This window comes from Pseudomonas sp. ICMP22404 (assembly GCF_006227205.1).
Lineage (GTDB): Bacteria > Pseudomonadota > Gammaproteobacteria > Pseudomonadales > Pseudomonadaceae > Aquipseudomonas.
In genome coordinates this window covers 28,256-49,895 of sequence record NZ_VCNG01000012.1, presented here as the reverse complement: position 1 = coordinate 49,895, position 21,640 = coordinate 28,256, and the positions used below count along the sequence as shown (strand labels likewise).

Below are 21,640 nucleotides of genomic sequence, written 5' to 3'. Positions count from 1 at the left end.
GGATAATGCCTAATCTTGTAACAGGTCCTTTTGTCACCTAATACATCATGTCCGATATCCTTCTCACATTGCTCGGCACTGCCCTGATCAACAACCTGGTGTTGCATTCGCCGCTGGGCGTCGATCCGCTGCTGAAGGCCGCTGGAAGACAGCAGGTCCATGCCCTGGGCCTGGCCTCGACATGCCTGATGCTGGTGGTCGGCACCCTGGGTTACCTGATCGACCACTGGCTGCTGGTCTCGGTAAACCTGACGTCGCTGCGCCTGTTCGCCTGGCTGCCCTTGAGCGTCCTGCTGATCGGGCCATTGCTGCGCCTGCTGGCGCGTTGGCTGCCGGCACTGCCGTTCGAGGGATTGTGGCCGCTGTTGCTTGGCAACGCCGGCATACTGGGCGTCGCGCTGCTCAATAGCCAGGACGATCGAGGGCTGGCCCACGCCATCGCCTTGAGCCTGGGTGCCGGGCTGGGCTTGTGGCTGGTGTTGAGTCTGTTCGAAGATTTGCGCCAACGCACCCTCAATAACGATATTCCCCTGCCCTTTCGAGGCCTGCCTGTTCAGTTGATTGCCGTCGGGTTGATGGCGGTGGCGTTCCTTGGATTACGCGGGCTGGTCAAAACATGAACCTGATTCAACGTATCGACGCCCTGCTACCGCAAACCCAATGCGGAAAGTGCGGCCATCCAGGGTGCAAGCCCTACGCCGAAGGCATCGCCGAGGGCGAGCCGATCAACAAATGCCCGCCCGGCGCAAGCGAAACCATCGCCGCGCTGGCCGACCTGCTGAAAATACCGGTGCTGGAACTGGATACCAGCCGTGGCTCGGCCCCTGCGCAAATAGCCTTCATCCGCGAGGCCGAATGCATCGGCTGCACCAAGTGCATCCAGGCCTGCCCGGTGGACGCGATTGTCGGCGCAGCAAAGCTGATGCACACCGTCCTCATCGACGAATGTACGGGCTGCGATCTCTGCGTGGCCCCCTGCCCGGTCGACTGTATCGAAATGCGGCCCTTGCCGATGGCGACCGTGCTGCCGGTTGTCGGAGGCCTGGCCTTCAGCCCCGAGGAACAACAAGCACGTACCGCCAAGCGCAACCATGCCCGGCGGCGCTTCGAACAACGCAATGCGCGCTTGCGTCGCGAAGAAGAGCAGCGTCAGGCGGAGCGCCTGGCCCGTACCCAGCACGCCGCCAAAACCCCAGCCCAGCCCCAGGCAATGGATCCGGTGCAGGCCGCACTGGAACGGGTACGTGCGCAAAAAGCCGCCAGCGTCGATGCCGCACTGAAAAAGGCCAAGGTCGACCTGGCCATGAGCCGGGCACAACTGAACAAATCCTTGAAAGCCTTCGGTCATCCACCGACCTTTGAGCAGCAGTCGCAATTGATTGTGCTGCAACACCAGTACGAAGCGGCGGAGCAGGCCCTGGCACAGCTGGAAAGCAGCGTACCGCCGGCCGCACCAACTGCCGCACCGGCGCAGGATGCCGAACTGAAGCGGGCGAAGATCCAACTGGCGATGCGGCGCGCCGAACTCAGCAAAGCCCGGGCGGCGGCAGCCCCGGACGCAGACGTACAGGCGTTGGAGCAGGCGGTAAGAAACGCCGAACGCCAGGTGGACGCCCATGCCACTTCCTGAGGCCCCGGATGAGCGCCTACGGCAAGCGATGATGCGCGTGCTGCTGGCCACGCTACCCGGTGCGCTGGCATTGATGTGGTTTTATGGCTGGGGCGTGGTACTCAACCTGCTGCTGTCCGGGATCACCGCTTTGGCGGTCGAAGCACTGGTGCTGCGTTTGCGGCATCGACCGCTCAAACCCGAGCTGAACGACGGCAGCGCGCTGGTCAGCGCCACATTGCTGGCCCTCGCCTTGCCAGCCTATTGTCCATGGTGGCTGACAGTTACCGCGGCCGCTTGCGCCTTGTTGTTCGGCAAGCACCTGTGGGGCGGCGTCGGCAACAATCCGTTCAACCCGGCCATGCTCGGTTACGCCCTGGTGCTGGTGGCGTTCCCCGTCCACATGAGTCAATGGCCAATGCCCCACGGCGTCGGCTTGCTTGAAGGCCTGCAACAGGTGGCTGGCGTTCATCCCACTCCCGATGCCTGGGCCGGCGCGACAGCGCTGGACAGCTTGCGTATCAACAAGAGCCTGACCATCGATGAGTTGTTCGCCAGCAATCCGGCGTTCGGACGTTTCGGCGGTCGCGGGGCCGAGTGGATCAACCTGGCATTCCTGACGGGCGGCCTGTTCCTGCTGCAGCAACGCGTATTCAGCTGGCACGCGCCGGTGGGCATGCTGGCCGGCCTGTTCACCATCAGCCTGTTGTGCTGGAACGGCTCCGGCTCGGACTCCCACGGTTCACCGCTGTTTCATCTGCTGACGGGAGCGACCCTGCTGGGGGCGTTTTTCATCGTGACCGAACCGGTTTCGGGGCCCAAGGCGCCGCTCGCTCGCCTGCTGTTCGGCGTCGGAGTGGGGCTGCTGGTCTACCTGATCCGCATCTGGGGTAGCTACCCGGACGGCGTGGCGTTTGCGGTGCTGCTGATGAACCTCGGGGTGCCGGCGCTGGAGCGTTTCGTCGAAGCACGGCAAGGACGGCAAGCGCCATGAGAAATCCCGGCGGCGTTGCCCTCCTGGCGCTGTTGACCGCACTCGGCCTCGGTGCCACTTACCTCATGCAAATCGGCACCGCCGAGCGCATTGAGGACCAGCAACAGACCCTCGCGAATAGAACCCTGCTCGAGGTCTTGCCCACCGACCTGTACGACAACCAGCCATTGGCACAGCCGGTTTTGACGGACCCGGTACCCCTGGCCCATAGCACGTTGCTGGGTGGCTACCTCGCGACCCGTACCGGCCAGCCCGCCGCCGTACTGCTACGCAGCCAGGCATTGGGCTACGAAGGCAGCATCGAATTGCTGATCGCCATCGGCCCGTCGGGCCGTCTGTTGGGGGTGAAAACCCTGCGCCAGACCGAAACACCGGGCCTGGGCGCGGCCATTGCCGGTTGGCCTAACGCCTGGCTGCAAGGCTTCAACGGCAAATCCCGTGAGGCCCCCAGCGACAGCGGTTGGGCCTTGAAAAAGGACCAAGGGCAATTCGATCAACTGGCCGGCGCAACGGTGACCTCCCGGGCAGTGCTCCAGGCCGTACACGATGCGCTGCGCTATTTCGACGAACACAAGGCATCATTGACCGGAGGCGTTGCCCATGAATAAACAGTCACTGACCCGCGGCCTGCTGCTCGTGCCTTTGGTTGGCGCCAGCAACTCATTGGTCAACGCGCTGGGCCTATGGGTGGCGTGGACGTTGATCAGCGGCGGCCATGGCTGGGCGATGGGCCTTGTGCGGCCGCGCCTGAGCGCTTATCAGCGCTTGCTGAGCTCTGTCGTCCTGGCCGCGACCCTGACCGCCTGCGCCAGTCTCGCCGCCCAGGCCTGGTGGCTGGAAGGGTATCGGTCGTTGAACCTTTACATCGGCTGGATAGCCTTGAGTTGTGTGGCGCTGGAACACGACAGTTCTTTCATCGAGCCACGCCTGCCAGGCTATCTCAAGCTGACGGGGCTGTTCGGTTTGTTGATGATCGGCTTGGGCACCCTGCGCGAACTGATCGGCAACGGCACCCCATTGGCCTTGCTTGCCCCCGGAGGGTTCCTGCTGCTGGGCCTGCTCCTGGCGGCCTACCAGGCTTGGATGCCTGCCAAAACCCAATCAACCCTCGAGGAAACGCCGCGCCCATGAACGCCGCAAAACGCCTGGAAATATTTCGTCGCTTTCACGAAGACAACCCCGAGCCGAAAACCGAACTGGCCTGCTCCTCGCCGTTCGAGTTGTTGATCGCGGTGATCCTCTCGGCACAATCCACCGATGTCGGCGTCAACAAGGCCACGGCCAAGCTGTTTCCGGTGGCCAACACCCCGGAGGCGATCCATGCACTGGGCGTAGAGGGGCTGTCCGAGTACATCAAGACCATCGGCCTGTTCAACAGCAAGGCAAAGAACGTGATCGAAACCTGCCGTCTGCTGATCGAGCGCCATGGCAGTGTCGTTCCCCAGACCCGCGAGGCGCTGGAAGCCCTTCCCGGCGTAGGTCGCAAGACCGCCAACGTGGTGCTCAATACCGCATTCCGCCAGTTGACCATGGCAGTGGACACCCACATTTTCCGCGTCAGCAACCGAACCGGCCTGGCGCCGGGCAAGAACGTGGTGGAGGTGGAGAAGAAGCTGATGAAGTTCGTGCCCAAGGAGTATCTTCTCGACTCCCATCACTGGCTGATCCTGCATGGGCGCTACGTCTGTCTGGCCCGCAAGCCCCGCTGCGGCAGTTGCCGGATCGAAGACCTGTGCGAATACAAGGACAAGACCTCTGACGATTGAGGCGTTATTGCTTTTATAGATACATCGATTGAAAAAATCTTTTTTACCCGTTCGTGGTTTATCGATATAAGGTGCCCCAAAGGCAGTCTTAGCCTGGAGTCGAACCCATGAGTACTGGCAAAGAACAACTGGATGTAGAAGACGATTTCATCGCCATTGAAACCGAAGACGCCGAACCGGTGGTGGAAGTGCCCAAGACCAATCTGAGCAAACGCCGAACCATCGACAACCTGCTGGAAGAGCGTCGCCTGCAGAAGCAGCTGGCCGATTACGACTTTGACCTCTGACACGTAAAAGCCTCCCATGTGGAGGCTTTTTACTGAGTACGCGTGCCCGAGACCTCACACCAACCCGTTACGCTGTGCCAGTTCGATCAAATCGACCAGCGAACGGGCATTGAGCTTCAACAACAAACGGGTCTTGTAGGTACTGACGGTCTTGTTGCTCAAAAACATTCCATCCGCAATTTCCTTGTTGGTTTTTCCGCGAGCCAGTTGCTGCAGCACCATCATTTCCCTTCCAGACAAACGATCCACCATATCGGATTCGCTGGCATTGCCAAGACTCGAACGCACCGTGTGCAGCGCCTGGTTGGGAAAGTAGCTGTAGCCGGAGAGTACGGCTTTTATCGCACTCAACAACTCCGTGAGGTCCTGTTGCTTGCATACATATCCGGCCGCGCCTGTCTGCATGCATCGCATCGAAAAATGCCCGGGTGCCTGAGAGGTCAGTACCAGCACTTTCAATGGTGAGGGGTTGGAGGTCAGACGCGCAATGACCTCCAGCCCGTCCAATTTCGGAATACCAATATCCAGGATGACAATATCGGGGGCTTGCTCCCGGGCAAGTTGTAACGCATCGACGCCGTTATCCGTTTCGGCAATAACTTCATAACCATGACGCTCCATCAGTAAACGTACAGCAAGACGAATGACGGGATGATCATCAACGATCAGCACTTTATTCATGGGCAAATCCAACTTCGCTGTTCGAATTTTTAGAGCAGGCACAATAGCCTAGTCATTTCTACCTTGGCATGCCGCGCCCCCTGGCCGCCCACACCGAAAGACGCAACCTACAGGCAACACAGAAAATTCCTACAAATTCTCGCGGAAATAATGTGCCATGAATGGGTCCGCAGAAAGCGGGTGGCGCTTTCACAGTCCCCGCCCCCCTATGAATAGCGCGGTTTTTACCCTGTAGAAGCGTTCCTTTTACATATAGATAGAGACTCGACAGTTCATAAAAAGTAACTGAATTATTTACCCATAAACGTCATTTTCTCCTACCCGCGCATCAGAATTCATATAAAAGGACAGGACCATTCAATACGACACTCACAACAAGACACCCCCATCTTATATATTCAAGCTCATCAAACCCAACAAACCATTAAATTTCATGCCACTTAAACTAACCGAACTGGATCACTCATGAGCATTCACCATGAACAAGCCTTTGAAAACCATTGCAAACCCCATGACCCTCATCGCCATATTCGCAACCTTATCCGAAACCTCCGCGGCGATTTCCTTGCCGTTTCTGGATGATCAGGATCGTAAATATTATCTGTGGTTCCTGATCAGCTTTCCTTTTTATCTCCTGCTTCTTTTTTTCATCACGCTCAACTTCAACTATCGCTCGTTGTATTCCCCTTCAGACTTTCGCAAGAACAAACACTTCGTCAAGACCATGGATGACCCGATATGCCGCGGTAAACGTGTGTTCCGTCGCCCCCACAAAATAAAAAAATGGCGGGAGCGCCTTCAGCGAGGAAAGCATGATCCACGGCGAGTGATACTGGTCGTGTGCAACCCTTCGGAACGGCTGATCGAAGTCGATCGAGCAAAACGCTCAAAACAGGCTGCGCAGCCCACAGAGATAGTCGTGTACGTCATGTACAACCGCGACCGGGCAGGCGTTGTGCCGGACGGATGAGCGCTACGCAGAAAGCGCCGCGACGGGGTGCAGCACAGGTAGGGAAGGCAAAAAAAACGGCCTGCTCAGGGCAGGCCGTTTTCACATCGACAGGATCAGAACAGCTTGCGACCCTTGTTCGCCGCGATGCGCATGCGCAAGGCATTGAGCTTGATGAACCCGGCCGCGTCGGCCTGGTTGTAGGCGCCACCGTCTTCTTCGAAGGTCGCGATGTTGGCATCGAACAGCGAATCGTCGGACTTGCGCCCGGTCACGATCACATTGCCCTTGTACAGCTTCAGGCGTACGACACCGTTCACATTGACCTGGGAGGCGTCGATCATCTGTTGCAGCATCAGACGCTCAGGGCTCCACCAGTAACCGGTGTAGATCAGGCTGGCATACTTGGGCATCAACTCGTCTTTGAGGTGCGCCACTTCGCGGTCCAGGGTGATCGATTCGATTGCCCTGTGAGCACGCAGCATGATGGTGCCGCCTGGGGTTTCGTAGCAACCACGGGACTTCATGCCGACATAACGGTTCTCGACGATGTCCAGACGACCGATGCCGTGTTCGCCGCCGATACGGTTCAGGGTCGCCAGCACAGTGGCCGGGCTCATTTCCACGCCGTCCAGAGCGACGATATCGCCGTTGCGATAGGTCAGCTCCAGGTATTGCGGAGTATCCGGGGCCTTTTCCGGGGAAACGGTCCAGCGCCACATGTCTTCTTCGTGCTCGGTCCAGGTGTCTTCCAGCACGCCGCCTTCATAGGAGATGTGCAGCAGGTTGGCATCCATCGAGTACGGGGATTTTTTCTTGCCGTGACGCTCGATCGGGATCGCATGCTTCTCGGCGTAATCCATCAGTTTTTCACGGGACAGCAGGTCCCACTCGCGCCACGGGGCAATGACTTTCACGCCGGGCTTGAGGGCATAGGCGCCCAGTTCGAAACGCACCTGGTCGTTGCCTTTGCCGGTGGCGCCATGGGAAATGGCGTCGGCGCCGGTTTCGTTGGCGATTTCGATCAGGCGCTTGGCGATCAGCGGACGGGCGATGGACGTACCAAGCAGGTACTCGCCTTCGTAAACGGTGTTGGCACGGAACATCGGGAACACGAAGTCGCGGACGAATTCTTCGCGCAGGTCATCGATGTAGATCTCTTTGACGCCCATGGCCTGAGCCTTGGCGCGTGCAGGCTCGACTTCTTCGCCCTGCCCCAGGTCAGCGGTGAAGGTCACCACTTCGCAGTTATAAGTGTCCTGCAGCCACTTGAGGATCACCGAAGTGTCCAGGCCGCCGGAATACGCCAGAACGACCTTGTTTACGTCCGCCATGCCATCACTCCACGGGTTGTACGGAAAGCCGTCAAGTCTAACGTCCGGCGCAGATAATTTACAGAGGCGCGACAGCTTATGACGACGAAGCGACAGATTATGTCGACCGCGCGACGATCAAATCGAATCAGGATGTCCGCGCAGTGGCTGGAACGGGACTCGGGGCCGAGGTCTTGGCCGGCGCAGCCGCGGGCGACGGGGCCTTGGCGGGTGCGGCGGTCGGTGCTGGCGCCTTGGCCGGAGCCGCAGCGGGCGCGGGTGCTGGCTGAAGGGCAGGTTGAGGTACCGGCGCTTCGGTGGGGGACACACGCGACAGCTGGACGACCACACGGCGGTTCTTGGCCCGGTTGGCGGCGTTGGTGTTGGGTACCAGAGGGTAGCGCTCGCCATGGAAGCGCAAGGTGATCTGCGACTCCTGGAAGCCATTGGCCTTGAAGAAATCCTGGACCGCCAGGGCCCGGCGGCGCGACAGCTCACGATTGGTCAAACGGTTACCGCTGTTGTCGGAGTGACCGTCAAGCTCGACATGATTGACGCTCGGGTCGGCCTTGATGAAGTCGAGCATCACCTGCAATTGGGCCTTGGCGTGTGCGTCGAGCTCGACCTCTTCGCCGGGGAAGCCGATCTGGGTCTGCTTAATCTGCTCGAAATTCTTTGGCAACAGTTTCGCCACACAACCTTGATAGTCGCTGAAGGCCTTGTTGAAGCGCACGGGCAGTAGCCGGACTTCCGACACCCTCCCGTCCTCGGTGTTGCGACGCACTACCGGGCTACGCCCCTCCATCAGCCCGCTGATCAAACGACCCGCCTGGACCTGGGAGCTGTTGAACAGCACGTCGCCACTGCCGATCCTGACCGATCCCAGGTTGATGTCGCCCCGCCCCGGTTGCCACGGCGCAGCCGCCGCCAGCAAGGTTGCCGACCCGCCGCCCTGCATCGGGTTATAGGTCTTGAGGCGGAACGTGGCCTGCTCGCCCGCCCGGCGAACGAATTCGCCGCTGCCGAAATCGGTGATCGGCTGGCTCAGCCGGCACTCGAACTTGTCGCCTTCAACCGTCCACTCAATGCTCTCCAGACGGGTCTGGAAAGTGAGCGCCATGGCAGGAAGACTGGCAAACACACTGAGCAAGGCTAGATAACGCTGGCGCACGGGAGGCTCCACTGGCTTTTGTACGAAATTCGGTACTCGCTGGGCGCATCACGCCGCCCCGAGACACGGCACGGATTCGGTTCATGCCTGAAGGAGCTATCGGTCACTTGCGGCAAAACTTGATAGCGAGTGCCTGCATCGGTCTTTTCCGGTAGCATTCCCCAGAGTTTGACCCGCCTGGAAGCCCCCCAATGTCCGACCGCCTGACCCTGCTGCGTCCCGACGACTGGCATATTCATCTTCGCGATGGTGCTGTGTTGACCCATACCGTCGCCGATGTCGCGCGCACCTTCGGGCGCGCAATCATCATGCCCAACCTGGTTCCGCCCGTGCGCAATGCCAGCGAGGCCGACGGCTATCGCCAGCGTATCCTCGCCGCACGCCCGACCGGCAGCCGCTTCGAACCGCTGATGGTGCTTTACCTCACCGACCGTACCCAGCCCGAAGAAATCCGCGACGCCAAGGCCAGCGGCTTCGTCCATGCCGCCAAGCTGTACCCTGCCGGCGCCACGACGAACTCGGACTCCGGGGTCACCAGCATCGACAAGATCTTCCCGGCGCTGGAGGCCATGGCCGAAGTCGGCATGCCCTTGCTGATCCACGGTGAAGTCACCCGCGGCGACGTCGACGTATTCGACCGCGAGAAGATCTTCATCGACGAGCACATGCGCCGCGTCGTGGAGCGCTTCCCGACACTCAAGGTCGTGTTCGAACACATCACCACCGGCGATGCCGTGCAGTTCGTCAATGAGGCCCCGGCCAACGTCGGCGCAACCATCACGGCGCATCACCTGCTGTACAACCGCAACCACATGCTGGTGGGCGGGATCCGGCCGCATTTCTATTGCCTGCCGATCCTCAAGCGCAACACCCACCAGGAAGCCCTGCTCGATGCCGCCACCAGCGGCAGCGCCAAGTTTTTCCTCGGCACGGACTCGGCGCCCCACGCCCGCCATGCCAAGGAAGCGGCCTGCGGCTGCGCCGGTTGCTACACCGCCTATGCCGCCATCGAGATGTACGCCGAGGCGTTCGAACAACGCAATGCGCTGGAAAAGCTCGAAGGCTTCGCCAGCCTCCATGGCCCACGTTTCTACGGCCTGCCGGTGAACACCGATCGTATTACCCTGGTCCGCGACGAATGGACCGCCCCCGCCAGCCTGCCCTTCGGCGAGCAGACTGTCATCCCGCTGCGCGCCGGTGAAAAACTGCGCTGGCGCCTGCTGGAGGAAAGCGCGTGAGTGAAGAGCATTTCGATGACGAACTGGACGGCAACGGCGGTTCAAGCGGCACTCGCCACCCCATGGCTGCCCGGTTCCGGGGTTACCTGCCGGTCGTGGTCGACGTAGAGACCGGCGGTTTCAACTCCGCCACCGATGCGCTGCTGGAAATTGCCGCGACCACCATCGGCATGGACGAAAAAGGCTTTGTGTTCCCCGATCACACCTATTTCTTTCGCGTCGAACCCTTCGAAGGTGCCAACATCGAAGCGGCGGCCCTGGAATTCACCGGGATCAAGCTCGATCATCCATTGCGCATGGCCGTCAGTGAAGAAACAGCCCTGACCGACATCTTCCGCGGTGTGCGCAAGGCGCTGAAGGCCAACGGCTGCAAACGCGCGATCCTGGTCGGGCACAACAGCAGCTTCGACCTCGGTTTCCTCAACGCGGCCGTCGCGCGCCTGGACATGAAGCGCAACCCGTTCCATCCCTTCTCCAGCTTCGACACCGCCACCCTGGCCGGCCTGGCGTACGGCCAGACCGTGTTGGCCAAGGCCTGCCAGGCTGCCGACATCGACTTCGACGGCCGTGAAGCCCACTCGGCCCGCTACGACACCGAGAAAACGGCCGAACTGTTTTGCGGGATCGTCAATCGCTGGAAGGAGATGGGTGGCTGGCAGGATTTCGACGACTGATGCAAATCCTGGCTTGGCTTTATGTGGCGAGGGGATTTATCCCCGCTGGGCTGCGCAGCAGCCCCAATGGCAACGACTCAACCGGAACTGATACACCGAGTGAGTGCTTTTAGGGCTGCTGCACAGCCCAGCGGGGATAAATCCCCTCGCCACAAGTACTGCGTGCAGTTCTAAACCATAAAAAAACCGGCCCATCGAGAGCCGGTTTTTTTATGCCTGGTTCGCTTACAGCTTGTCGCCGTGCTCACCCAGGTAAGCGGCAACGCCTTCAGGCGATGCAGTCATGCCCTTGTCGCCTTTTTTCCAGTTGGCAGGGCAGACTTCGCCGTGCTCTTCGTGGAATTGCAGGGCGTCGACCAGACGGATCAGCTCTTCCATGTTACGGCCCAGTGGCAGGTCGTTGACGATCTGCGAACGGACCACGCCTTTGTCGTCGATCAGGAATGCACCACGGAAAGCCACGCCGCCTTCGGACTCGACGTCATAGGCCTTGGCGATTTCGTGCTTCATGTCGGCAGCCATGGTGTATTTCACCGGGCCGATGCCGCCGCCGTTGATCGGCGTGTTGCGCCAGGCGTTGTGGGTGAAGTGGGAGTCGATCGAAACGGCAATCACTTCAACGTTACGAGCCTTGAAATCGTCCATGCGGTGGTCCAGAGCGATCAGTTCGGACGGGCAGACGAAGGTGAAGTCCAGCGGATAGAAGAACACCAGGCCGTATTTGCCTTTGATGGCCGAGGACAGGGTGAAGCTGTCGACGATTTCGCCGTTGCCGAGAACGGCAGGAACGGTGAAGTCAGGGGCTTGCTTGCCTACGAGTACGCTCATTGGATATCTCCTGGTGTAATAACGTGAAAAACTGAGGTTCGCGTCAGCCTGTCACCCTCCGGCGACAGCCCTGTGACACGAACCCGCTTCGCAAGGACCGACCATCATACACCGGGCATTTGGGCTGTCCTCAACGGTTTTTTGGCGTTATCGAAAAATCGCCAGAGTGCCACTAAAAAACCGTTCGTCAGCCCGTGGCGGCTCCAGCCCAGACACTTCAGAAACCACTTTGACAATCATTCTCGTTAACATTAAGATCCATCTCAATTGAGTCACAACCAGCGACGGTTCTCACTTATGTATGTATGCCTCTGCACTGGCGTCACCGACGGACAAATCCGCGAAGCGATCTATGAAGGTTGCTGCAGCTATCGCGAAGTCCGCCAGGCCACCGGCGTAGCCAGCCAATGCGGCAAATGCGCCTGCCTGGCCAAGGAAGTGGTGCGTGAAACCCTCGCCAAAGCGCAAACGGCCCAGGCGTCGATCCCCTTCCCCGTGGAATTCAGCGCCGCTTAATAACCAGCTTTCAAAAGAACCGGACTCAGTGTCCGGTTTTTTTATGCCTGTAAATCAATTGCTTAGCTTCAAGACGCGGAACACAAACATTCTTATTCCGATTAATTTTCATTTATTATTCAATAACTTAGGTTTGACACCCGTAAATACGCGGCTCAAACTCTGCCTCATAGACAGCTACTACAGGGCAGGCCTCACCATGAAAGGCGACGTTACAGTCATCCAGCATCTCAACAAGATCCTCGCCAATGAACTGGTCGCAATCAACCAGTACTTCCTGCACGCACGCATGTACGAAGACTGGGGCCTGAACAAGCTGGGCAAGCACGAGTACCACGAGTCCATCGACGAGATGAAACACGCGGATAAACTGATCAAGCGCATCCTGTTCCTCGAAGGCCTGCCGAACGTCCAGGACCTGGGCAAACTGCACATCGGCGAACACACCCGGGAAATGCTCGAGTGCGACCTGCGTATCGAACGCACCGGCCACACCGACCTGAAAGCCGCCATCGCTCATTGCGAAAGCGTTGGTGACTTCGGCAGCCGTGAACTGCTGGAAGACATCCTCGAGTCCGAGGAAGAGCACATTGACTGGCTGGAAACCCAACTGGGCCTGATCGACAAGGTCGGTCTTGAGAACTACCTGCAATCGCAGATGGGCGAAGAATAACCTTCGCCAAAAACGAGCCACTAAAAAGCCCCGCCCTCTGACGAGAGGCGGGGCTTTTTATTGCCTGGCGACCCAGGCGACACTGAACATCTACTGTGGGAGCGAGCCTGCTCGCGATTGCGGTGTATCAGCCGCCATCACTGTATCTGACCCGCCGCAATCGCGAGCAGGCTCACTCCCACAAGATCCCTGTTCAACCACAGCGTGTGTGGCGAACATGAGGATCAGGCTTCGGTCTTGCTCTCTGCCGCTTTTACGACAGCATTCTTGATCGTGGTCTGCAGCGAACCGTCAGCGGCCATCTCGGTCATGATGTCGCTACCGCCGATCAACTCACCTGCGACCCACAGCTGTGGGAAGGTTGGCCAGTTGGCGTACTTCGGCAGGTTGGCACGGATTTCCGGGTTCTGCAGGATGTCCACGTAGGCAAACTTCTCGCCACATGCCATTACCGCCTGAGCAGCCTTGGCCGAGAAACCGCACTGCGGCGCATTCGGCGAGCCTTTCATGTAGAGCAGGACGGTGTTGTTGGCAATCTGATCTTTGATCGTTTCGATGATATCCATGGAGCACCTCGGCTTAAACTTCGCGACTCAAGTCGTCGACACGGTGGCGCATTGTAACGGAAAGCCGAGCAAGGTGCTCGGTCTCCTCCACAGACAAGTTCACGCAGCCGCCACCGTTACCGGCACGCCATTGAGCGCCGCATTGCCGGACAACTCGTCCAGCTGGCGTTCGTCGGTCAGGTCATTGGCGCTGGAGCCCGGCTGCTCGCTGGCAATGCTCATCTGCACACCCGGCCGGGCATGCCCCCAACCGTGAGGCAGGCTGACCACGCCTTTCATCATGTCCGGGCTGCCCAGCACTTCGACTTCGATCACCCCCACCCGTGAACTGACCTTCACTCGTTGCCCATCGCTCAGACCACGACTGGCCAGGTCATCCGGATGCATCAGCAATTGATGACGCGGCTTGCCCTTCACCAGTCGATGGAAGTTATGCATCCAGGAATTGTTACTGCGCACATGCCGACGGCCAATCATCAGCAACTCATCCGGCTTGGGTGTCGGCAACGCGGCGAAACGCCCGATGTCGGCGAGAATCACCGCGGGGGCGGCCTGCACCCGCCGGTTTTCGGTCTTCAGCCGCGACGTCAGGTTAGGCTTGAGCGCCCCCAGGTCGATGCCATGGGGATGGTCAAACAGCGTCGCCAGGGACAGCTTGTGCGGCGAGGCATCCCCGTAAGCACCCGTCCGCAAGCCGGCGTCGATCATTTGCGCGGGCGGCATGGTTGGTTTGAGTTCCTTGCCGGTCCTGGCGGCGAAGGCCTTGGCCAGGCCGACGAAGATCTCCCAGTCGTGCAGGGCGCCCTCGGGCTTGGGCAGGATGGCCCGGTTGAAACGGGTGACGTTGCGCACCGCGAACAGATTGAACGTGGTGTCGTAATGGTCATTTTCCAGGGCGGAGGTCGAGGGCAGGATCAGGTCGGCGTAGCGGGTGGTCTCGTTGATGTACAAATCGACGCTGACCATGAATTCCAGCCCGTCCAGCGCCTGCTCCAGTTGCCGCCCGTTGGGCGTGGACAGTACCGGATTGCCAGCCACGGTGACCAGCGCCCGGATCTGGCCTTCGCCCTCAGTGAGCATTTCCTCGGCCAAGGTCGACACCGGCAGCTCGCCGGCGTACTCGGGACGCCCGGATACACGGCTTTGCCAGCGGTTGAAATGCCCGCCCGAGGTGCTGGCCACCAGATCCACCGCCGGCTCGGTGCACAGCGCCCCGCCAACCCGATCCAGGTTACCGGTCACCAGGTTGATCACCTGGATCAGCCAATGGCACAGGGTGCCGAAAGCCTGGGTCGAGACGCCCATTCGCCCATAGCAGACCGCCGAGGGCGCGGCCGCGAAGTCCCGGGCCAACTGACGAATCTGCGACGCCGGCACCGCACAGAGCGGGCTCATCGCTTCGGCGGTGAAGGTTGCGACAGCCTCGCGCACCTCCTCAAGGCCATCCACCGGCAAGTGGCTGTCACGGGTCAGGCCTTCGCTGAACAAGGTGTTGAGCAGGCCAAACAACAGCGCGGCGTCACCACCGGGGCGCACGAAAAGATGCTGGCTGGCCATGGCCGCCGTTTCGCTGCGACGCGGGTCGACCACCACCACTTTGCCGCCCCGGGCCTGAATCGCCTTCAGGCGCTTTTCGACATCCGGCACGGTCATGATGCTGCCATTGGACGCCAACGGATTACCGCCCAGAATCAACATGAAGTCGGTGTGGTCGATGTCCGGTATCGGCAGCAGCAGGCCGTGGCCATACATCAGGTGGCTGGTCAGGTGATGGGGCAACTGGTCCACGGAAGTAGCCGAGAAACGGCTTCGGGTTTTCAACAGCCCCAGGAAATAGTTGCTGTGGGTCGTCAGTCCATAGTTATGCACGCTGGGGTTGCCCTGGTAGACCGCCACCGCGTTCTGACCATGGCGCTCCTGAATGGCCGCCAGGCGTTCAGCGACCAATGCAAACGCTTCGTCCCAGGCGATGGGCTGCCATTCGCTGCCAATCCGCTGCATGGGTTGGCGCAAACGATCCGGGTCGTTCTGGATATCCTGCAGGGCCACCGCCTTGGGGCAGATGTGGCCACGGCTGAAGCTGTCCAGCGGATCGCCCTTGATCGAGGTGATCGCCAGGCCCTGGCCTTCGGTTTCGGTGGTTTCCAGGGTCAAGCCGCAGATGGCTTCACACAGATGGCACGCACGGTGATGAAGAGTCTTGGTCATGGCCAGTCTCTGTTTTATTCGTGGCGGCCGCTTTCGGCCGCGGGAACAAAACTATGGCGCGCGATCCACGCCTTTGCCAGCGAGGTTCGTCCTGTGAATTGCCGGGCATCAGGCTTACCGATGAACTGGCATCAATGCTCGGGGGGCGGCGCCAATAGCTGGATCTCTTCGACGGTCTGCACCTGTTCCTGAGCGATAGGTTCTCCCGTCAGCTCCCCGATCAACCGCCAATGCTCGTCGAGCCCGCCGCTGATGGTGGCCATGCGATCGATCATTCGGCGACCGGCGGCCTTGATGACTTCATCGTCGCTGCGCAACAACTCGAATGACATGGACGTCACCGAAGCGGTGAGGTGAGTCAGGGAGCGCGCCGTCAGCCCCAGCAGCTCCATCAGTTGTTGCTCTTTCGAATCCATTTCGAAGCTCCTGCGTCTAGGGGTTCTTTTATAACCCACCCTTTTTGCATTAGGAAATGTTTCACACTGACCAACAGACAGGCGAATCATTGAGCGCCAGGTCATAAAGCGACCACCCGTCATGCCAGGCCCGCCCCGACTGATTGCCAAGCCGCGCAACGCCAGTGTACAAATGGGTCGCTGCTGTCAGGAAACCGGCCTCAAACATGTCATCACAGTCTGGTGATGACCCTGCTGAAATCCCCAAAAACCGTAGCCCTATTGGTAAGACGCGACATTTAATGTCAATATCGCGCCTTCCCCTATTTTCGTCGCCCCCGTGCGGCTTTTGCCGCAGGTCTCGCCCGTTTTTTTATTAAACAAGGCTTTGAGCATCTGCGGTCTGTTACAAAAAGGTAGTCAATCATGAGCGCAAGGCACTTTCTCTCCCTGATGGATCTCACGCCCGATGAGTTGCTCGGCGTGATCCGTCGAGGCGTGGAGCTCAAAGACCTGCGTAACCGCGGCGTACTGTTCGAGCCCCTGAAGAACCGCGTACTGGGCATGATCTTCGAGAAATCATCGACCCGTACCCGTATTTCGTTCGAAGCCGGCATGATCCAGCTCGGCGGCCAGGCGATCTTCCTGTCGCCTCGCGATACCCAGCTGGGCCGTGGCGAGCCGATTGCTGATTGCGCCATCGTCATGTCGAGCATGCTCGACGTGATGATGATCCGTACCTTTGCCCACAGCACCCTGACCGAATTCGCCGCCCATTCCCGTGTGCCGGTGATCAACGGCCTGTCCGATGACCTGCACCCGTGCCAGTTGCTGGCCGACATGCAGACGTTCCTTGAACACCGTGGCTCGATCCAGGGCAAGACCGTGGCCTGGATCGGCGATGGCAACAACATGTGCAACAGCTATATAGAAGCGGCGATGCAATTCGACTTCCAGTTGCGCATCGCCTGCCCCGAGGGCTACGACCCCAACGCCGAACTGGTGGCCAAGGCCGGGGACCGGGTGTCCATTGTCCGTGACCCGAAACTGGCCGTGGCCGGTGCGCACCTGGTGAGCACCGACGTCTGGACTTCCATGGGCCAGGAAGAAGAAACCGCCAAGCGCCTCGAGCTGTTCGCGCCGCTGCAGGTCAACCGGGCCCTGCTCGACCTGGCGGATGCCGAGGTGCTGTTCATGCATTGCCTGCCGGCTCACCGTGGCGAGGAGATCAGCTTCGACCTGCTGGATGATCCGCGCTCGGTCGCTTGGCACCAGGCCGAGAATCGTCTCCATGCACAAAAGGCCCTGCTCGAGTTCCTTGTCGAGCCGGCGTATCACCACGCATGAGTCATCCCCTGCTGTTGAATCTGCACAACCTGGCCTGCGGTTACCAGGACCAACGGGTCGTGCAGAATCTCAACCTGCACCTCAATGCCGGCGACATCGGCTGCCTGCTCGGCTCGTCCGGGTGTGGCAAGACCACGACATTGCGGGCCATTGCCGGCTTCGAGCCGGTGCACGAAGGTGAAATCCAACTGGCCGGGGAAACCCTTTCCCGCGCCGGCTTCACCCTGGCCCCGGAAAAACGTCGTATCGGCATGGTGTTCCAGGACTACGCACTGTTTCCCCACCTGAGTGTCGCGCAGAACATCGCCTTCGGCATCCGCAAGCATCCGAACAGGGAACGCGTGGTGGAAGAGCTGCTGGAGCTGGTCAATCTGAAGAACCTGGGTAAACGCTTTCCCCACGAACTGTCCGGCGGCCAGCAACAGCGCGTGGCACTGGCCCGAGCGCTCGCGCCGGAGCCACAGCTGCTGTTGCTCGACGAACCGTTCTCCAACCTCGACGGCGAGTTGCGTCGCAAGCTCAGCCATGAGGTGCGGGACATTCTCAAGGCCCGCGGCACCAGCGCCATTCTGGTCACCCATGACCAGGAAGAAGCCTTCGCCGTGAGCGACCACGTCGGCGTGTTCAAGGAAGGTCGACTGGAACAGTGGGACACGCCCTACAACCTGTACCACGAACCACTGACGCCCTTCGTCGCCAGTTTTATCGGACAGGGCTATTTCATCCGTGGCCGGCTCGAAAGCCCGGAATCGGTGCAGACCGAGCTGGGTATCCTGCGCGGCAACCGGGCCTACACCTGGCCTGTCGGTGGCGCAGTGGATGTGCTGTTGCGGCCGGACGATATCGTCTATGCACCGGACAGCCCACTGACGGCCAGGATCGTCGGCAAGACCTTCCTGGGGGCTTCGACCTTGTATCGCCTGCAATTGCCGACGGGAGCGCAGCTGGAGTCGATCTTTCCGAGCCATGCCGATCATCAGGTCGGCGCCCATGTCGGTATTCGCGTGTTGGCTGAACATCTGGTGCTGTTCCAGGCCTCGGGTAGTACGGCTGCGCATATACCGTTGGTGGAGAGTGGGGTACGGCGGTACAGCGCGGCCCATTGAGTCAGGCCGAGATGCCCTCTTCCCGTTGTCTCTGATCTTTGATTGCGGGGGGCAACTGTCTATCTTTGCCGCCGTCATCGCGAGCAGGCTCGCTCCCACAGGTCTTGGTGGTGTATGCAAAGGCTGCGCACACCCCAACTCCCATGTGGGAGCGAGCCTGCTCGCGATGGCGGCCTGACAGCCGACATCGCTCTCCCGGCTGTACTCAGTTCAGATCAACCCAGCAACAACGTCCCACTGGCCACCAACCTCGCATCCCCGCCAATCTTCACACGCTCCCCCTCCAACCGGCAGAACAGCGCTCCGCCCCTGGCCGAGCATTGATAAGCCGTCAGCCCCAGTTTGCTCAGGCGCTTGGACCAGTACGGAACCAGGCTGCAATGGGTCGATCCGGTCACCGGGTCCTCGTTGATACCAATCGCTGGCGCAAAGTAACGCGAGACAAAGTCATGCCGGCTACCCGGCGCGGTAACGATAGCGCCAGGCCACGGCAGTTTGGCCAAGGCCGTCATGTCCGGTTTGCAATCGAGCACCGCTTGTTCCGACTCCAGTACCACCATCAGCACATTGGAAGTGAGGACGTCCACCGCCTCGACCCCCAGGGCGTTCTGCACGGCCAGGGAGGCGCCCAGTTCGCTGGGGATCATGGCCGGAAAATCCAGCCACAACCGGTCACCTTCGCGACTGACGCTCAAGGGGCCGGATTTGCACATGAAATCCAACCGGTCGGCAGTCTCGTGGTAGATATCGAACAGCACATGGGCGCTGGCCAGCGTGGCGTGTCCGCATAGCGGGACTTCGGTGGTGGGGGTGAACCAGCGGATGTGCCAATACTGGCCTTCGCGCACCAGGAACGCGGTTTCGGCCAGGTTATGTTCGGCGGCGATCTTGTGCATCAAGTCATCGGCCAGCCAGGCATCGAGCCGATAGACTATCGCCGGGTTGCCGCCAAAGGGGCGGTCGCTGAACGCATCGACTTGATGAAACGCAAGCTGCATGGCCTTCTCCTTGATCCTTGTTATAGGGGCGCGAGCATGAAGCGCCTTGACGCCGTCACGCCAGTGACAGATTCAGTGAATTTTCACCCTACAGCGTAGGGCAAGATCTGCCCGCAAGAGATCAGGCGCGACCGATATCGGCGAACGCCGCCCCGGTATGCTCGGCCAGTACCCCTGGCGCCAGTTCCACCTCCAACCCGCGTCGCCCCGCGCTGACATAGATGCTGGCAAAGGGTTGGGCGGAACGGTCGATGAAGGTGCGCAAGCGCTTCTTCTGCCCCAACGGGCTGATACCGCCCAGCAGATAGCCCGTGGAGCGTTGCGCGGCGGCCGGGTCGGCCATCTCGACTTTTTTCACACCGGCGGCATGGGCCAGCGCTTTCAGGTCCAGGCTGCCGACCACCGGCACCACCGCCACCAGCAACTCGCCTTTTTCACTGGCGGCCAGCAGTGTCTTGAACACCTGCGCCGGATCCAACCCCAGTTTTTCCGCAGCCTCCAGGCCATAGGAGGCGGCCTTGGGGTCGTGTTCGTAGCTGTGGATACGATGCTCGGCGCGCACTTTTTTAAGCAGATCCAATGCGGGGGTCATGACCGCTCCTGAAGAAATCAGAAAAGAGTGGGCCGGGATTCTAAGTCATACTTCACGAATAGTTGAAAATATGACCGAAGGTTCACTTTCAATCTTTGACAGCAGCGTTTCTTGTCTATATTTTTTCGAAAGTGAAAGCCAGAACGCATGTCTCGAGCACTGCCGAGACCAGATTTACGTCCCAAGGCAATCGATATGACCGACATTCAGAACAAGAACTACATCATTGCCCTCGACCAGGGCACGACCAGCTCCCGCGCGATCATCTTCGACCGTGACGCCAATGTGGTCTGCACTGCCCAGCGCGAATTCGCCCAGCACTATCCCCAGGCCGGGTGGGTCGAACATGACCCGATGGAGATCTTCGCCACCCAGAGCGCGGTCATGGTCGAAGCCCTGGCCCAGGCCGGCCTGCATCATGATCAGGTGGCCGCCATCGGCATCACCAACCAGCGTGAGACCACGGTGGTGTGGGACAAGACCACCGGCCGGCCGATCTACAACGCCATCGTCTGGCAATGTCGGCGCAGCACCGAAATCTGCCAACAGCTCAAGCGCGACGGCCACGAGCCTTATATTAGTCAGACCACCGGCCTGGTCACCGACCCGTACTTCTCCGGCACCAAGCTCAAGTGGATCCTGGACACCGTGGAAGGCAGCCGTGAGCGTGCGCGCAACGGTGAACTGCTGTTCGGTACCGTCGACAGCTGGCTGATCTGGAAATTTACCGGCGGCAAGGTCCATGTCACCGACTACACCAACGCCTCGCGCACCATGCTTTTCAACATCCATTCCCTGGAGTGGGACGCGAAGATGCTCGACATCCTCGACATCCCCCGGGAAATGTTGCCGGAAGTGAAGTCTTCCTCGGAAATCTACGGCCGCACCAAGAGCGGCATTGCCATTGGTGGCATCGCCGGCGACCAGCAGGCCGCCCTCTTCGGCCAGATGTGCGTGGAACCGGGCCAGGCAAAAAACACCTACGGCACCGGTTGTTTCCTGCTGATGAACACCGGGGACAAGGCAGTCAAATCCAATCACGGCATGCTCACCACCATCGCCTGCGGCCCCCGTGGTGAAGTGGCCTACGCCTTGGAAGGCGCGGTATTCAATGGCGGTTCCACGGTGCAGTGGCTGCGCGACGAGCTGAAAATCGTCAACGACGCCCTCGACACCGAATACTTCGCCAACAAGGTCAAGGACAGCAACGGCGTGTACCTCGTGCCCGCCTTCACGGGCCTTGGCGCGCCGTACTGGGACCCCTATGCCCGTGGCGCACTGTTCGGCCTGACGCGTGGCGTACGGGTCGATCACATCATTCGCGCGGCGCTGGAGTCGATTGCCTACCAGACCCGCGACGTACTCGACGCCATGCAGCAGGATTCCGGTGAGCGCCTCAAGGCCTTGCGCGTTGACGGCGGCGCGGTGGCGAACAACTTCCTGATGCAGTTCCAGGCCGACATCCTCGGCACCCAGGTCGAACGCCCGAAAATGCGCGAGACCACAGCCTTGGGCGCCGCCTACCTGGCGGGCCTGGCATGCGGCTTCTGGGGCAGCCTGGAAGAGCTGCGCGGCAAAGCGGTGATCGAGCGCCGGTTCGAACCACAACTGGACGAACAGGCGAAGGAAAAACTCTACGCCGGTTGGAAAAAAGCCATCAGCCGCACCCGCGACTGGGAATCCCACGAAGACGCCGAGTAGCCTGAAACCACCATGAAGAAGGACTGAA

Annotated in this window: 24 protein-coding genes; 15 read left to right on the top strand and 9 right to left on the bottom strand. The window is 60.1% G+C overall.

Translation table 11 applies throughout. The features are described 5' to 3' along the window. Positions 1-47: 47 nt before the first annotated feature. From FGE05_RS20390 to FGE05_RS20360, 7 genes are all read left to right on the top strand, one after another. Entirely contained in the window at positions 48-620 is a 573-nt protein-coding gene (locus tag FGE05_RS20390; protein WP_139647757.1) for an Rnf-Nqr domain containing protein, read from the top strand. After that, on the top strand, positions 617-1,630 hold the full coding sequence (gene rsxB, locus FGE05_RS20385) for an electron transport complex subunit RsxB (protein WP_139647755.1): 1,014 nt from the start codon (positions 617-619) through the stop codon (positions 1,628-1,630). The genes FGE05_RS20390 and rsxB overlap by 4 nt, the downstream gene beginning before the upstream one ends. Continuing rightward, a complete protein-coding gene (locus tag FGE05_RS20380; protein ID WP_139647753.1) occupies positions 1,617-2,603 on the top strand; it encodes an RnfABCDGE type electron transport complex subunit D in 987 nt (328 codons plus the stop codon). Before rsxB ends, FGE05_RS20380 begins: the two co-directional genes overlap by 14 nt. Continuing rightward, positions 2,600-3,211: an RnfABCDGE type electron transport complex subunit G gene (locus FGE05_RS20375; protein ID WP_139647750.1), complete on the top strand. Its 612-nt coding sequence runs from the start codon at positions 2,600-2,602 to the stop codon at positions 3,209-3,211. Before FGE05_RS20380 ends, FGE05_RS20375 begins: the two co-directional genes overlap by 4 nt. Beyond that, positions 3,204-3,734 (top strand): Rnf-Nqr domain containing protein, encoded by a 531-nt coding sequence (locus FGE05_RS20370; protein WP_139647748.1) that lies wholly within the window; start codon positions 3,204-3,206, stop codon positions 3,732-3,734. The genes FGE05_RS20375 and FGE05_RS20370 overlap by 8 nt, the downstream gene beginning before the upstream one ends. Next, positions 3,731-4,369: an endonuclease III gene (nth, locus tag FGE05_RS20365; RefSeq protein ID WP_139647746.1), complete on the top strand. Its 639-nt coding sequence runs from the start codon at positions 3,731-3,733 to the stop codon at positions 4,367-4,369. Before FGE05_RS20370 ends, nth begins: the two co-directional genes overlap by 4 nt. A 107-nt stretch (positions 4,370-4,476) precedes the next feature. Further along, complete coding sequence (locus FGE05_RS20360) at positions 4,477-4,656, top strand: PA3496 family putative envelope integrity protein (protein WP_139647744.1); 180 nt, start codon at positions 4,477-4,479, stop codon at positions 4,654-4,656. A 54-nt stretch (positions 4,657-4,710) separates the two neighbouring features. Here the strand turns inward: FGE05_RS20360 and FGE05_RS20355 are convergent, their stop codons facing one another. Then, complete coding sequence (locus tag FGE05_RS20355) at positions 4,711-5,337, bottom strand: response regulator transcription factor (protein WP_041020234.1); 627 nt, start codon at positions 5,335-5,337, stop codon at positions 4,711-4,713. 478 nt (positions 5,338-5,815) lie between these two features. Between FGE05_RS20355 and FGE05_RS30150 the strand changes: the two genes are divergently transcribed. After that, entirely contained in the window at positions 5,816-6,307 is a 492-nt protein-coding gene (locus FGE05_RS30150) for a hypothetical protein (RefSeq protein ID WP_139647742.1), read from the top strand. 95 nt (positions 6,308-6,402) lie between these two features. Here the strand turns inward: FGE05_RS30150 and FGE05_RS20345 are convergent, their stop codons facing one another. Further along, positions 6,403-7,620, bottom strand: a complete 1,218-nt coding sequence (locus tag FGE05_RS20345; RefSeq protein ID WP_024779511.1) for an argininosuccinate synthase — start codon at positions 7,618-7,620, stop codon at positions 6,403-6,405. 127 nt (positions 7,621-7,747) lie between these two features. Then, positions 7,748-8,770, bottom strand: coding sequence for an OmpA family protein (locus FGE05_RS20340; protein WP_139647740.1), 1,023 nt, complete (start codon positions 8,768-8,770; stop codon positions 7,748-7,750). 191 nt (positions 8,771-8,961) lie between these two features. On the opposite strand from FGE05_RS20340, the gene pyrC reads away from it, so the two are divergent. Together pyrC and rnt are read left to right on the top strand one after the other, a co-directional pair. After that, positions 8,962-10,008, top strand: a complete 1,047-nt coding sequence (gene pyrC, locus FGE05_RS20335; protein ID WP_139647738.1) for a dihydroorotase — start codon at positions 8,962-8,964, stop codon at positions 10,006-10,008. Next, positions 10,005-10,682, top strand: coding sequence for a ribonuclease T (rnt, locus tag FGE05_RS20330; protein WP_041020238.1), 678 nt, complete (start codon positions 10,005-10,007; stop codon positions 10,680-10,682). The genes pyrC and rnt overlap by 4 nt, the downstream gene beginning before the upstream one ends. Before the next feature lie 225 nt (positions 10,683-10,907). Here rnt and FGE05_RS20325 read toward each other — a convergent pair whose 3' ends face one another. Beyond that, on the bottom strand, positions 10,908-11,510 hold the full coding sequence (locus FGE05_RS20325; protein ID WP_072395029.1) for a peroxiredoxin: 603 nt from the start codon (positions 11,508-11,510) through the stop codon (positions 10,908-10,910). Positions 11,511-11,807: 297 nt separating this feature from the next. On the opposite strand from FGE05_RS20325, the gene FGE05_RS20320 reads away from it, so the two are divergent. Both FGE05_RS20320 and bfr read left to right on the top strand, forming a co-directional pair. Further along, positions 11,808-12,026, top strand: a complete 219-nt coding sequence (locus tag FGE05_RS20320; protein WP_024779506.1) for a bacterioferritin-associated ferredoxin — start codon at positions 11,808-11,810, stop codon at positions 12,024-12,026. A gap of 199 nt (positions 12,027-12,225) precedes the next feature. Then, complete coding sequence (gene bfr / locus FGE05_RS20315) at positions 12,226-12,699, top strand: bacterioferritin (RefSeq protein ID WP_024779505.1); 474 nt, start codon at positions 12,226-12,228, stop codon at positions 12,697-12,699. A 224-nt stretch (positions 12,700-12,923) separates the two neighbouring features. Here bfr and grxD read toward each other — a convergent pair whose 3' ends face one another. The 3 genes from grxD to FGE05_RS20300 all read right to left on the bottom strand — a co-directional run bounded on the left by grxD (position 12,924) and on the right by FGE05_RS20300 (position 15,889). Further along, positions 12,924-13,265, bottom strand: coding sequence for a Grx4 family monothiol glutaredoxin (gene grxD, locus FGE05_RS20310; protein ID WP_139647737.1), 342 nt, complete (start codon positions 13,263-13,265; stop codon positions 12,924-12,926). A 99-nt stretch (positions 13,266-13,364) separates the two neighbouring features. Then, on the bottom strand, positions 13,365-15,473 hold the full coding sequence (locus FGE05_RS20305) for a molybdopterin oxidoreductase family protein (protein ID WP_139647735.1): 2,109 nt from the start codon (positions 15,471-15,473) through the stop codon (positions 13,365-13,367). Positions 15,474-15,604: 131 nt separating this feature from the next. Continuing rightward, positions 15,605-15,889, bottom strand: a complete 285-nt coding sequence (locus FGE05_RS20300; protein WP_139647733.1) for a hypothetical protein — start codon at positions 15,887-15,889, stop codon at positions 15,605-15,607. Positions 15,890-16,294: 405 nt separating this feature from the next. On the opposite strand from FGE05_RS20300, the gene argF reads away from it, so the two are divergent. After that, a complete protein-coding gene (gene argF / locus FGE05_RS20295) occupies positions 16,295-17,215 on the top strand; it encodes an ornithine carbamoyltransferase (RefSeq protein WP_139647731.1) in 921 nt (306 codons plus the stop codon). After that, positions 17,212-18,321 carry an ABC transporter ATP-binding protein gene (locus FGE05_RS20290; protein WP_139647728.1) on the top strand — a complete coding sequence of 370 codons (1,110 nt, stop codon included), beginning with the start codon at positions 17,212-17,214 and terminating at the stop codon, positions 18,319-18,321. Before argF ends, FGE05_RS20290 begins: the two co-directional genes overlap by 4 nt. A gap of 215 nt (positions 18,322-18,536) precedes the next feature. Here FGE05_RS20290 and FGE05_RS20285 read toward each other — a convergent pair whose 3' ends face one another. Both FGE05_RS20285 and ybaK read right to left on the bottom strand, forming a co-directional pair. After that, entirely contained in the window at positions 18,537-19,319 is a 783-nt protein-coding gene (locus FGE05_RS20285; protein ID WP_139647726.1) for a PhzF family phenazine biosynthesis protein, read from the bottom strand. Between the two features lie 121 nt (positions 19,320-19,440). Then, positions 19,441-19,911 (bottom strand): Cys-tRNA(Pro) deacylase, encoded by a 471-nt coding sequence (ybaK, locus tag FGE05_RS20280; RefSeq protein WP_041020248.1) that lies wholly within the window; start codon positions 19,909-19,911, stop codon positions 19,441-19,443. Positions 19,912-20,106: 195 nt separating this feature from the next. Here ybaK and glpK point away from each other — a divergent pair, with 195 nt between their 5' ends. Next, the gene (gene glpK, locus FGE05_RS20275) at positions 20,107-21,612 is read left to right on the top strand and encodes a glycerol kinase GlpK (RefSeq protein WP_139647724.1); all 1,506 of its coding nucleotides are present in this window, start codon (positions 20,107-20,109) and stop codon (positions 21,610-21,612) included. Positions 21,613-21,640: the final 28 nt, after the last annotated feature.